Annotated in this window: 11 protein-coding genes and 1 riboswitch; of the genes, 5 read left to right on the top strand and 6 right to left on the bottom strand. The window is 38.1% G+C overall.

Annotated elements, in window-relative coordinates; all coding sequences use genetic code 11:
• Positions 1–65 precede the first annotated feature (65 nt).
• The 5 genes from aimA (at position 66) to ACTYA4_RS14190 (ending at position 5,916) form a co-directional block, all read left to right on the top strand.
• Complete coding sequence (gene aimA / locus ACTYA4_RS14170) at positions 66–1,673, top strand: glutamate/serine transporter AimA (protein ID WP_443482543.1); 1,608 nt, start codon at positions 66–68, stop codon at positions 1,671–1,673.
• A 321-nt stretch (positions 1,674–1,994) separates the two neighbouring features.
• On the top strand, positions 1,995–3,389 hold the full coding sequence (locus ACTYA4_RS14175) for a circularly permuted type 2 ATP-grasp protein (RefSeq protein ID WP_443482557.1): 1,395 nt from the start codon (positions 1,995–1,997) through the stop codon (positions 3,387–3,389).
• Between the two features lie 68 nt (positions 3,390–3,457).
• Positions 3,458–4,429 carry an alpha-E domain-containing protein gene (locus ACTYA4_RS14180; protein WP_443482544.1) on the top strand — a complete coding sequence of 324 codons (972 nt, stop codon included), beginning with the start codon at positions 3,458–3,460 and terminating at the stop codon, positions 4,427–4,429.
• A 17-nt stretch (positions 4,430–4,446) separates the two neighbouring features.
• Positions 4,447–5,295 carry a transglutaminase family protein gene (locus ACTYA4_RS14185; protein ID WP_443482545.1) on the top strand — a complete coding sequence of 283 codons (849 nt, stop codon included), beginning with the start codon at positions 4,447–4,449 and terminating at the stop codon, positions 5,293–5,295.
• A gap of 123 nt (positions 5,296–5,418) precedes the next feature.
• Positions 5,419–5,526: riboswitch (SAM riboswitch) on the top strand.
• Between the two features lie 72 nt (positions 5,527–5,598).
• Positions 5,599–5,916: a hypothetical protein gene (locus ACTYA4_RS14190; RefSeq protein ID WP_443482546.1), complete on the top strand. Its 318-nt coding sequence runs from the start codon at positions 5,599–5,601 to the stop codon at positions 5,914–5,916.
• Between the two features lie 178 nt (positions 5,917–6,094).
• Here the strand turns inward: ACTYA4_RS14190 and ACTYA4_RS14195 are convergent, their stop codons facing one another.
• The 6 genes from ACTYA4_RS14195 to nikA form a co-directional block, all read right to left on the bottom strand.
• On the bottom strand, positions 6,095–6,289 hold the full coding sequence (locus ACTYA4_RS14195; RefSeq protein ID WP_445505698.1) for a hypothetical protein: 195 nt from the start codon (positions 6,287–6,289) through the stop codon (positions 6,095–6,097).
• A gap of 540 nt (positions 6,290–6,829) precedes the next feature.
• Positions 6,830–7,636, bottom strand: a complete 807-nt coding sequence (gene nikE, locus ACTYA4_RS14200; RefSeq protein ID WP_443482548.1) for a nickel import ATP-binding protein NikE — start codon at positions 7,634–7,636, stop codon at positions 6,830–6,832.
• A gap of 23 nt (positions 7,637–7,659) precedes the next feature.
• Complete coding sequence (gene nikD / locus ACTYA4_RS14205) at positions 7,660–8,487, bottom strand: nickel import ATP-binding protein NikD (protein ID WP_443482549.1); 828 nt, start codon at positions 8,485–8,487, stop codon at positions 7,660–7,662.
• Positions 8,468–9,334, bottom strand: a complete 867-nt coding sequence (nikC, locus tag ACTYA4_RS14210; RefSeq protein ID WP_443482558.1) for a nickel ABC transporter permease subunit NikC — start codon at positions 9,332–9,334, stop codon at positions 8,468–8,470. Before nikC ends, nikD begins: the two co-directional genes overlap by 20 nt.
• Complete coding sequence (nikB, locus tag ACTYA4_RS14215; protein ID WP_443482550.1) at positions 9,334–10,278, bottom strand: nickel ABC transporter permease subunit NikB; 945 nt, start codon at positions 10,276–10,278, stop codon at positions 9,334–9,336. Before nikB ends, nikC begins: the two co-directional genes overlap by 1 nt.
• A 414-nt stretch (positions 10,279–10,692) precedes the next feature.
• On the bottom strand, positions 10,693–12,306 hold the full coding sequence (gene nikA, locus ACTYA4_RS14220) for a nickel ABC transporter substrate-binding protein (protein WP_443482551.1): 1,614 nt from the start codon (positions 12,304–12,306) through the stop codon (positions 10,693–10,695).
• Positions 12,307–12,696 lie beyond the last annotated feature (390 nt).

Raw genomic sequence — 12,696 nt, forward strand, 5'->3', positions numbered from 1 at the left:
AATCCAACTTAGATAGGAACAGAATGTTTTAACATGACTAGAACTATTTGGAAGGGGTTTAACACGTGAATCAATTACACAGAAAGATGGGAATATTCTCTTTAATGATGGTCGGAATTGGTTCGATCATTGGATCAGGTTGGTTATTCGGGGCTTGGAGAGCTGCTCAAATTGCTGGACCTGCTGCAATTTTTTCATGGATTATCGGAATGGTTGTCATTCTATTTATCGCACTATCTTATAGTGAATTAGGTGCTATGTTTCCTGAAGCAGGCGGAATGGTGAAGTATACCCAATACTCTCACGGCTCTTTTATGGGATTTATTGCTGCTTGGGCAAACTGGATTGCCATTGTATCTGTTGTACCTGTTGAAGCAATCGCTTCTGTTCAATATATGAGTTCATGGCCTTGGGAATGGGCACAATGGACGCATGGTTTAGTAGAAAAAGGAAGTCTTACTGCAGGTGGCTTAGCTATTGCTTCAGTCTTGCTTCTTATCTATTTTTTCTTAAATTACTGGACAGTCAACTTGTTTTCAAAAGCGAACTCTCTTATTACCATTTTTAAAATAATCATTCCTGGGCTTACCATTGGATCCCTCTTATTTGTTGGATTTCATGGAAGTAACTTTACATATGAACATAGTGTCGCTCCCAATGGATGGGCGAGTGTGTTTACAGCCGTTGCCACCTCTGGAATTGTGTTTGCATTTAATGGTTTTCAAAGTCCGATCAATATGGCAGGAGAAGCAAAGAACCCTGGACGCTCCATTCCAATTGCCGTTGTCGGTTCGGTATTAATTGCAACTGTCATTTATGTGCTGCTTCAAGTTGCTTTCATCGGTGCTGTTGATCCTAGTATGCTCTTAAATGGATGGAGTCATTTAAACTTTAACTCTCCGTTTGCCGACTTGGCTATTGCTCTTAATATTAATTTCCTTGTCATACTATTATATGCAGATGCTTTTATATCTCCATCTGGGACAGGAATCACTTATACAGCTACTACTGCACGAATGGTATACGGTATGCAAAAGAACGAATATTTACCAAAAGGATTAGGAAGCATTCATCCGATTTATGGGATTCCTCGTCCTGCCATGTTATTAAATTTAGGAGTATCGTTTTTGTTTTTGTATTTATTTAGGGGATGGGGTGTTTTAGCAGAAGTAATATCCGTTGCTACTCTTATTTCCTATGTTACGGGTCCAGTTACTGCAATGACACTCAGAAGAACGGGAAAGGATTTATACAGACCATTGCGTTTAAAAGGCTTGAGCATCATTGCACCGCTAGGATTTGTTTTTGCTTCCTTAACATTATATTGGGCACGCTGGCCGCTTACCGGAGAAGTTTTATTCATTATTCTGATTGGCCTCCCTATCTATTTCTATTATCAAGCAAAAATAAAATGGGCAGGATTTAAAAGGAATTTTTCAGCAGGAATTTGGATGGTTTGCTACTTATTATGTATGATCCTCATTTCTTATTTAGGCAGTGAAAAATTTGGCGGATTAAATATCATTCCATATGGCTGGGATATGCTTCTCATCGCTTGTCTATCCTTTGGTTTTTATCTTTGGGCTATAAAGAGCGGGTTTGAGACCGAATATCTTCAAGCAGGCAAGCAAGTAAATAAAGAGATGGAGAACCAAGAAAAAACCATTGCTTGATAAGAAAAGCGCAGGCGTCTTGATCAGCCCGAAGAAAAATGTTCTCTTGGCTCAAAAAGTGCTCTTTACTTTTAGAGACAAGAGGTTATCTTTCACAGGGGCTAGGCGCCGGAGCTAGACACCAAGATGCCTAAAAAAAAATTTTCTTATATCTAAAAAAAAACCTTTCCTTAACACTGTCAGCATAGTAAAATAACGACATAAATGGTCGCAATTTTCAGAAAACATTAACAAAACTTTCTTTTTCAGGGGGAATGAACAGTGAATTTAACAGAAAAACAACTATTCTCAGAGTATAACGTTGCATCATTTTATGATGAGATGTTCTCACCAACTAATGAAGTAAGAGAATATTACAAGCAAGTTTATCATCAGCTGCAAGAAATGGGCTCTGAGGAATTAATCAAACGGCAGCTGTCCACTGAAGCTCTAATGGTGAAGCAAGGAATCACCTTCACGTTGTATCAAGAACAGTATGGCGATCCCCTTGAACGCACAATTCCATTTGATACCATTCCCCGTATTTTAACGGCAGAAGAATGGAGCTTCCTTGAAAAAGGTTTGAAACAAAGAGTAGCTGCATTAAATCAATTTATTTACGATATTTATCATGAACAAAACATCGTACGCGATAATATTATTCCTAGAAAGCTAATTGTCACAAACTGTTATTTCCGCCCAGAAATGATGAATGTCCAAGTTCCTGAAAATACGTATATAACGTTATCCGGCATTGATTTAATTCGAGATGAAAATGGGGAGTTCTTTGTTTTAGAAGATAATTTACGGACTCCTTCTGGCATCTCTTACTTATACAAGAATCGTCAGCTTATGAGCCAATGTTTACCTGAATTATTGTTTCATAATCAAGTTCGCTGTATGGATCATGGATTAAACCATCTATTATCCGGTCTAAGAAGTATGGCTCAAGGCAGTAAGAGGAATCCTAAAGTGGTCCTATTGACACCAGGCCGCTACAATTCAGCTTATTATGAACATTGCTTCCTTGCTCAAGAGATGGGGATTGAACTAGTAGAGGGCCCAGATCTTGTCGTAATTGATCATAAAGTATATATGAAAAGTTTTCATGGTCTAGAACAAGTAGATGTCATATACCGGAGATTGGATGATGATTATTTAGATCCTCTTGCTTTTCTGCCGGATTCCTTGCTAGGAGTTGCAGGACTCATGAATGCTTACCGAGCAGGAAATGTTACCATCACCAATGCACCTGGTACGGGTGTAGCTGATGATAAAGCTATATACGCTTATGTACCAGATATGATTCGCTATTACTTAAATGAAGAACCGATTTTAAAAAATGTTCCTACTTATATTCTCTCTCGTCAAGATGAACGAGAATATGTTTTGAATCATTTATCGGAGCTTGTTGTAAAAGAAACCTCTCTTTCAGGCGGATACGGGATGTTAATCGGACCTAAAGCAACGGAAGAAGAGATTGCTTTGTTCGCTGAGAATATTAGGCAGGATCCAAGCCGATACATTGCACAGCCAACGATTAAACTTTCCACAGCTCCCTCTCTTATTGGAGAAAAAATTAAACCGCGGCACATTGACTTACGTGCATTTGTGATCGCAGGAAAAGAAATCAGCGTAGTTCCTGGCGGGTTAACAAGGGTTGCTTTGAAGGAAGGATCCTTAGTTGTAAACTCCTCTCAAGGTGGTGGAAGCAAGGATACTTGGGTTTTAGAATAATGGTGTTAGCTTGCGGAGTAAAACACCCCTCACACTTGATTTTTGTAGAAGAAAGGTAGGAATACATAATGCTTAATCGTGCAGCAGAACAATTATTTTGGATCGGTCGATACATGGAAAGAATTCAAAATCATACACGTTTAATTCAAGTTAGTTATCATATGCGCCATGATGTAAATACAAATACTGCCCAAGCTGAATTTGCTTGGGAAAGACTTTTAGAAAGCTTTCATTGTCAAAAGGATTTTTATCTGAATTATTCAGAAGCGAATGAAGAAACGGTTTTACACTATATCACCTTTGACTCGTTAAATATCAATTCAATTTACGCTTGTATCAAACAAGCTAGAACGAATGCTCATGCCGTCAGAGATAAACTTCCGAGCGAATCGTGGGAGGCCTTAAATGCTCTCTATCTTTGGATGCAGGAAAAAGATATTGGCGATTGTCTGTTGGAAACACCCTTCTTATTTTATCAAAAATTAAAGGAATGGCTCACTTTATTCCATAACAGCCTTGAATGCTCCATGCTTCGCCAAAGTGAGTGGCATGTACTGCAGATGGGAATCTTTTTGGAGCGAACCGAGAATACGGTAAGAATGCTCCAATCTATTCATCAAGAATTTCTCTATGATTCCGATTTTGTGCACAGCAATGATCAATATCACAAAATGTGTGCCTTTTTAAAATCCTTAAATGCCTATGAAGGGTTTCGCACCATGTGTGCAGATAATCTGCAAATGGGAAAAATTGTAGAGTTTTTAATAAGTTGTTCTGTGTTCCCAAGGTCGTATTATGCTTCATTAATCGCTTTGGAAAATCATTTAAAGGCGTTCCAGCATATATTGCCTCATACTTCTTTATATTACAAAGCGGCGGGGAAGGTGGAAAAATTAATTTCTCATGTATCTTATTTAGAATGGCGCCAGATTTCGACTAATTCTTTGCAAAAACTGCTCGATGACTTGCAATTGTCTTCGAATGAAATAGGAGCCCTTATTTCAAGAGCATTTTCACAACAGGAGATGGTAAGAGTATGAAAATCCAAATTTCTCATATGACCCGTTATCGGTATGAAGAACCGGTCTTTAATAGTGTAAATGAAGTTCGATTAACACCTCGTACAAATGATCGCCAATCTTGTCATCACCATTCGGTCTTCATTAATCCAACGGTGCCTTTGTTTACATACGAGGACTATTTTGGCAACCGAGTGTACAGTTTTTCTATTGCAGATCCGCATGATGAAATTGTGATCGAAACACACTCGATTGTTGCCACTTATGACGAGCAGATTAAGAATGTGCAGGAATATCCGTTAGATGAGGAGCTGAAAATCCTAGCAAGTGAACAGTTCCAAAACGATTTTGCTGAATACTTAACAAATACGACCTATACATTTCTGACTCCAAAAATACAAGCATTCACTGAAGATACAAAAAACAGTTCAGAAGCTACGAGTGTGTACCAAATTATTGAAAACATCTCTAGAGCCATCTATACACAGTTTAAGTATGATCCTGAAGCAACAGATGTTCAAACTACTGTCGCAGACACATTTAAACTAAAACGAGGAGTATGCCAGGATTTCGCTCACTTAATGATTTCCATGTGCAAAAGCCTCGGCATCCCCGCTCGATACGTGAGTGGCTACCATTTCGTCGGTGATCTTCAAGGTGGACATGCTGACTTTGAGCAGGCTTCCCACGCATGGATAGAAGCGTATGTACCGGGAATTGGCTGGTTGGGCTTTGACCCAACCAACAACGGAAAAGTCAACTGGCGCTACGTAAAAATCGGCCACGGCCGCGACTACAAAGACATCGTCCCGATAAAAGGCAGCTACCTTGGAGTGGCCAACCAAACTCTTGAAATAGCCGTCGACGTACAAAAGCTAGAAAACTAAGAAAAGCTCAGGGTGTCTTTCTTCTATTTTGTTTCTTTTTTGATCACTTAAATAATAGGATATTGACAGTTCCGAGTATTTTAGTTAGAATAATAAAAAATATAAATAATAACACACGAAAATCTCTTATCCAGAGAGGTGGAGGGACTGGCCCAATGAAACCTCAGCAACCACAATCTTTTGAATTGTATGGTGCTAATTCCAACAAAGCTTAGCTTTGGACGATAAGAAGAGGTGCCTTTTTTATACAAAAAAACCCTCTTCTTAGGAAGAGGGTTTTTGTATATTGAGAGGAGAATTTTTATGCATATTAGCAAGACACACGTTGAAGTAAATGATTATTTAGATTTGTACCTTTATGCGGGAAGTATCGGGGATGATTCATGGCAGCATGAAATTATCGAAAAACTAAAAAATGTCCATAACAACACATTATCACAAAACGAATCTCTAATTATCGATAACCTTTGGGAGAAATACAAACATATTAATGAAGAGATTCTTACTGCTTATCACCAATTACGAAATCAGTCTTCTAATAAAGATTTACAAGATAAACTTTGGGAGCTAAAGCAGCAGCGTGTTTCATTAAGCCAACAGATTCGCTTAGCAAAGAATTAGTCTCCAAAGATAACGTAGTTTTCCTAGCTTAAATATTATTAATTTAAAAAGTCTGTTTTCGTATAGGTTGTTGCTTTTAAACGCTTTTCTAAATGTTTTATGTAAAAAATAACAAACCTTGAGAAAACAGCATTTAAAAGAATCACCTTATCTTAGATAAGGTGATTCTTCCTATGTACTAGATTTTTTCTTTCATTTTAGCCATCATGTTCATCATAGATGTCATCATTTCATCGCACTCTTGCATCTTTGACATCATTTCATCCATTTCCATATCAGACATCTTGTCCATCATCATTTTCATACAATTCATTTCACACATCATTCTTTCCATACATACCATCATTGTCATATCCATGCACATTTTTTCCATTTTCCATTCCTCCAATTAAATAATTTTTTGAATAAAAAAGAAATAAAAAAGCGCATAAAAATATCCTCACAAGCATTTGATAATTGAGTTACTGAAAAAACGGGGATTACCGAATCGTAAACTTTACATCATCATACTTAGAGGCTTTTTAGCGCTTCATGTTGTTTATTTTTTCCTTTTTTATACATTCATAATTATATAACTAAAGTATTTAACCGTCAATTTATTACTATTAGAATTTACATATTTTTATCTTTTTTTAATATTTTAGTAATCTATTCTTCTATTTAAGAAAGGCTCTTTTCGTATAGATTATTGTTATTTAACCCCAGCCTGAATACACTTCGCTTTCCGCCGCCGAGCCACTTCGTCGTTTCACTCCTGTAGGGTCTCGCCTGTCTCGCTAATCCTGTAAGAGTCTACGTGTATTCAAGCTGCTCCGTATTCAAAACGGTTTTTCAACTTATTAAAAAGCAACAAACTTTTAGAAAACAGCCTTAAGAAAAAATCGCTATGCATTCGTACACTTCTTTTTGCCTATCACTTCCCTCTTGTACGGTAGCGGGGATGCTCTGGAAGCATGGACGAAACGAGCGTTTTCACAGCGGGGTGAGAAGAATAAAAAAATTGATCTTTATAATCGCAATGCTCGACCACTTCCCCTTTCTCCATTACAGCCAAAGAGTCGGAAATAGAATAGGCCGCTTTCAAGTCGTGTGTAATAAAAAGATAAGAGAGACCAAATACCGATTTCAACTCGTTTAACAACTCTAATATGTTTGTTTGATTGACCATATCTAAACTGCTTACCGCCTCATCCAATACAATTAATTTCGGTTTTAAGGCAATCGCTCTTGCAATATTAATTCTTTGCAGCTGTCCTCCACTAAATTGATGAGGATACTTCCGCATATCCCCACTATTCAACCCGACTTTTTCTAACAATTCTCCAATGGTTTGTTTTTGTTCATCCACAGACATTCTTTCGTAGTTTTGCAGCGGTTCACCGATAATTTGTTCTGCTGTCATTCGTGGATTGACGGAAGAATAGCAATCTTGAAACACGACTTGAAGATCGCGGCGAAGTCGTTTTCGCGTATTCCGATCCGTGTGATAAAAATCATGCCCTTGAAAAAGAACTTGACCCTTTTGAGGCTTTTCTAATCCAAGAATCACTTTGCCTAGTGTACTTTTCCCTGCTCCACTCATTCCGAGAAGCCCGAGACACATTCCTTGTTCTATGGAAATAGAAACGTTTGAAAGCACCTTTTTTCCTTGATCTTTTTTTCCAAATAAACGAAAAGAACTATAAGTATGCGTTACTTCCTTCACCTGCAGTAAACTCATTTTTCCACCCCCTATTCAAAAAACTAATCTAGTAATCTAACTTGCTTATTTAAGTTTAACGAAGGTCTAGCATGAAGTAACTTTTTCGTATACTCATGCTGTGGGTTATCAAACAGCTCGTAAACATCCGCTTTTTCTACAATTCTTCCCTTGTGCATAACCGCAACATCGTCAGCCATTTCAGCAATAACACCGAGGTCGTGAGAAATTAATAAAATGGACGCATCATATTTTGAACGAATAGAATCCAACAGACGCAAAACCTGTAATTGGTTCGTTACATCGAGTGCGGTTGTTGGCTCATCGGCAATGATGACGGATGGCTTTAAAGATAGTGACATCGCAATCATTACCCGCTGCAACATGCCACCACTTAATTGAAAAGGATATCGTCGCATCAGCTCAGAAGGATTTGGTAAATTCACATCATGCAAAGAAGCGACAGCAAGTTCCCATGCTTCCTTCTTTGTTAAAGCAGTATGGGTGCGAATTGTTTCTATAAATTGATTTCCGATGGTACGGACGGGAGTAAAGGCGTTCATTGGATTTTGCATAATAAGCGCCATTTCTTTACCACGAATCCGTTTCATCTCCTTATTTCCCAACATATTTAATTCTTTTCCATGTAATCGTATACTTCCTTCTACACTAGTGGTCTTATAGTCAAGAAGCTTAAGAAGAGACAAACAAGTAATCGTTTTGCCACTGCCGCTTTCTCCTACAAGACCTAGCACACGCCCGGGCTGCAATTCAAAATGGATGTCTTGCACTAATGGAACTGTTCCATTTAAAGTCTTTGCCGTCACATTTAGGCCGCTCACTTGCAAAACATTATGCTGTTTCTCTATCAATAGTCTCATTCCTTCTTAAAAAACGTCGTTTTACCCCAAACCGTTCTGACAATGCTTCTCCTAACACATTAAATGTGATAACAACAAGCATAATCATTATACCTGGATACAGCATTAACTCAGGATTACTTCGTATATATGCTTTTCCTTCATGAATCATTGCCCCCCATTCTGGTGTAGGCGGCTGAATACCGAATCCGAGAAAGGACAGAGCAGAAATATCCATGATTGCCCAGCCCATTTCCAGCGTTCCCATTACAACAATTGGCGGAAGTACATTTGGCATAATATGCTTCCTGATAATTTTCCATTGTGAAGTTCCATTTATTTTAGCAGCGGCAATAAAATCCTTTTCTTTAAAGCTAAGCACGATGCCGCGAAACATCCGAGCGTAATACACCCACTGTACAAGCATCATCGCTAAAATTACTTGTGTCAGACCAGGACCGAATATCCCTACTAAACCTAGGATAAGAACAAGGTTTGGAAACGCCATTACGCCCTCACAAAATCTCATCAGCACAAGGTCGATCCATCCCCCCTTGTAACCTGCAAATGTTCCAACAAGCAAACCGATTCCTAATGAAGAAAGGAAAATCAGAGACGCAAAACCTAATGAAATGCGAGCACCATATAAAAGTCGTGAGAGATTGCATCTTCCTAAATAATCGGTACCCAATGGATATTCAAGTGATGGAGGCTGCAGTTTGAGCGTCAAATTCACTTGAATCGGGTCGTGCGGAGAGATCCATGGAGCCAAGATTGTCAGCATAAAAAGAATAAATAACGTAATCGAGCATACAATAATAGTCTTTGGACTCTTAAGAATGTTCTTTATTCTCACCATCATTGGTCCGTTCCTCCTTTCCTAGAAATCCGTGGGTCCATATACATTTGCACCATATCTACGACCAGATTGCACAAAATAAACAAACAAGCTGCAAAAAACACATAACATTGGATTACTGGTATATCTCGATTAAAAATTGCCTCAATAAAATAGCGTCCAAATCCAGGCCATGAAAAAACGGACTCGACAATAATCGTACCGGTAAGCAATTTGCCAACATTCATCCCAATTCCTGTAATCATTGGTGAAATCGCAATTTTTAATACATGTTTTACCATAATGACTCTCTCGTTGATGCCTCTCGTTCTAGCATATAACACATAAGGCTCCTGCAAATTTTCCAAAACACTGATGCGAAGCAGACGGGTATAAATAGCAATCAGCGGCAAAGCCAACGTTAGCGACGGAAGAATAAGATGCTGCCATGTTCCTATTCCTTCCACAGGAAGCAAATCAAGTTTTACAGCAAACAAAACAATCAATAAATATCCTAGCCAAAACTGCGGTATGGAAGCACCGAAAAAGGCAAGAATTCGGCTGAAATGATCAATCGCACTATTTTTTTTGACTGCAGCTAAAAATCCAAGCGGGACGCTGACAAATATAGCTAAACAAATGCTGCTTATAGCTAATTGGACTGTTGCAGGCATTCGCTCCATCACCTCTTGCAAAACAGGTTCATTTGAAAGATAAGATATGCCAAAATCAAGTTGGCATATCTTTATTACAGATTGAATATATTGAACGAGCAGCGGCTGATCTAGACCGAACTCCTGTCTTTTCTGCTCCAAAATCTCCTCAGTCGGCTGAATATGGGCACCAGTCAAATAAGCTTCCGCAGGATCGACTGGTGAAAGATGAATCATTAAGAAGGTGAGAAGTGTGGCAAACAGAAAAATAGGGATAATAGCAAAAATTCGTTTCATAATGTAGCTGCCCATGATATTCCTCCTGCTGTTTAATTTTTAATACTAATGTCTGTGAATGGATGTTCATCACGATTAGCTGGAATGTAAAGCCATTAATATCTTTCTGATACACAGCTGTTTTCTTAATATCCTTGCTTTAGCATTAGTACATCATTTCTTCCTGAATGAAATAATAACAATAATTGATAATAATTATCACTAGAATTATCATAGTTATCAAGATTCCTATTGTCAATGATTATTTCTGTGATATAAAGGTCGTTTTGGGATGATTTGCTGCATTAGAGGATAGTAATTGAAATGTTATGGTAAAAAACTAGCAAAGAGAATATGAATTTTTCTTTGCTAGTTTTTTTAATTTTCATGGAAATATCGTTCTTAATTCTTCATTAATACCTTACAATCTATATATTTTCCTTCATCTGTTTAATTACCAATGCCAACACCTAAGAATGGATTTTCATCCCGATTGGCTGGGAACGTAAAGCCATTTACATCTTTTTGATACACAGCTGTTTTCTTAATATAAGAGATTGGCAAGATGGCTCCCTGCTCCTGTAATGTCTTCAGTATAGAGCTGTATAATTCTTGTCGTTTTTTCTCATCAGTCGACCTTAGTACATCCTGTATTTGCTGATTTAGCTCTTGTTTCATCGGCAAGTTTGCTATCGCTTCAGAGAATCCAAATCCTTCCTTCGAAACAACGTTAACGAAAGTATGTGGATCATATGGTGCTCCATAATTGCTAAAGAAATTCAAATCAAAGTTGTTTTCTTTGAACCTTTTTATTTGAACCGTTAATTCAACACCTGTAATATTTAACTTGATGCCGATTGTTGCCCATTCAGCTTGCAGTGTTTCTGCCATTGCTTTTTGAATTGGATCCGACTTTTCATACATCAATTCTAGCTCAAGCGTTTTACCATCTTTCTCACGGATCGTTTTTCCGGATGGCAGCTTCCAGCCTGCTTCATCTAAATATGCTTCTGCTTTTTTCAAATCGTAATGAATAGGCGCTGCATCAATGTCAGTATATGGGAAGTTTTCAGGTAGAATATTGTCCGCCTTCTCTTCCAGTCCGGAAGTAACTCCATCCACCATTGCTTGTTTATTAAAACCATGTTGAAGTGCTACTCGCACTTTTACGTCTGAAAGCTGCTCTTTAGTTGTATTCATTACTAACTGTCTTGTTGCAACAGGGTCAGAAATGCTCGTTTCATATTTTCCTGAATCTTTCAATTGATTAAAGGCATCTAGGCTAATTGCACCTTCGCCATAAATTAAATCTAAATCCCCTTTTTCAAAGGCAAGTACTCTTGTCTCTGCATCAGGAATTATTTTCACGACTATTTTTTTAGCTTTCGGCTTTTCTCCCCAATAATTTGGATTATGAGTAAATGTCGCATATTCATCTTTTTTATAATCCTCTAGCACCCATGGACCGGTTCCAATTGGTTTTTCCACACCTTTAGATGTATCCCCATCTTTAGGGAATCCAGCTTCTCCTAGGAAACGCACTGGACGAACTACCGCTAGTTCCTGCAATGTTGGATAATATGGCTCTGTTAACGTGATTTTGAACGTATTCTCGTCCACTGCCTCAGTCTTATCAATAACAGTAATTAACCTTAACCAGCTATGTAAGGCAGAATTTTTCATGATCGCATCAAAATTCTTTTTTACAATATTAGCATTAAAGCTGCTTCCATCAGAAAACTTTACATTTTGGCGGAGATGAAAAGTGTACTCCTTCCCATCCTCAGATATATTCCATGATTCAGCTAAAGCAGGTTGAAGCTCTCCCCCCTCTTTATAACTGATTAATGGCTCGTAAATCATCGATTGGGCAAACATTTGCGAAGGATTGTAAACATGTGGATTCATTTCTCCTATATCCCTCGGCCATGAAAAGGTGAGTTCATTTTTTTCTTTCTTAGATGTCTGCTTGCTTTCCTGCTTTGTACAACCTAAAAGGGAAATCGATAAAAGCAGAATCATAGCTGAGATCAATACAACGAATTTCCTTTTTTTCTTAAACATCTGTAAATAATTCCTCCCTAAAATGATTAAAACAAAAAATATAATTGATAACAATTATCATTATCATAGTTAGGAAGATGCCTCTTGTCAATGGTTTTTTCTGTAACATCAAAGTAGTTATTGAACTCCTCCATTCTTTAAAATAAAGGCTCTGTTAAACGATAATGTTGATTTTGGAAGGAAATTTGCGAGACTCCTGCGGAAAAGCGGTCTGGCAAGACCCCGCAAGACGGGTACGAGCAAAGGGACTTGCCAGTTCGTCCGCGGAAAGCGAGCGATAAGCTTCGGAAAACCCTTTTTAACAGAGCTTATTTTCAGGGTAGACACTCATGCAACAAAAATTTGCACCATGGCGCATGAAAAGAAGCAGTATCCCTATTTTTTAGAGCA

Source organism: Niallia yueguangensis (genome assembly GCF_052663115.1).

Coding starts and splice junctions, on each gene's coding strand:
- nikA (WP_443482551.1), bottom strand. CDS start 12,306: ATGTTTAAGAAAAAAAGGAAATTCGTTGTATTGATCTCAGCTATGATT.
- nikC (WP_443482558.1), bottom strand. CDS start 9,334: ATGGTGAGAATAAAGAACATTCTTAAGAGTCCAAAGACTATTATTGTA.
- ACTYA4_RS14175 (WP_443482557.1), top strand. CDS start 1,995: ATGTTCTCACCAACTAATGAAGTAAGAGAATATTACAAGCAAGTTTAT.
- ACTYA4_RS14185 (WP_443482545.1), top strand. CDS start 4,447: ATGACCCGTTATCGGTATGAAGAACCGGTCTTTAATAGTGTAAATGAA.
- ACTYA4_RS14180 (WP_443482544.1), top strand. CDS start 3,458: ATGCTTAATCGTGCAGCAGAACAATTATTTTGGATCGGTCGATACATG.
- ACTYA4_RS14190 (WP_443482546.1), top strand. CDS start 5,599: ATGCATATTAGCAAGACACACGTTGAAGTAAATGATTATTTAGATTTG.
- ACTYA4_RS14195 (WP_445505698.1), bottom strand. CDS start 6,289: ATGGAAAAAATGTGCATGGATATGACAATGATGGTATGTATGGAAAGA.
- nikB (WP_443482550.1), bottom strand. CDS start 10,278: ATGGGCAGCTACATTATGAAACGAATTTTTGCTATTATCCCTATTTTT.
- nikE (WP_443482548.1), bottom strand. CDS start 7,636: ATGAGTTTACTGCAGGTGAAGGAAGTAACGCATACTTATAGTTCTTTT.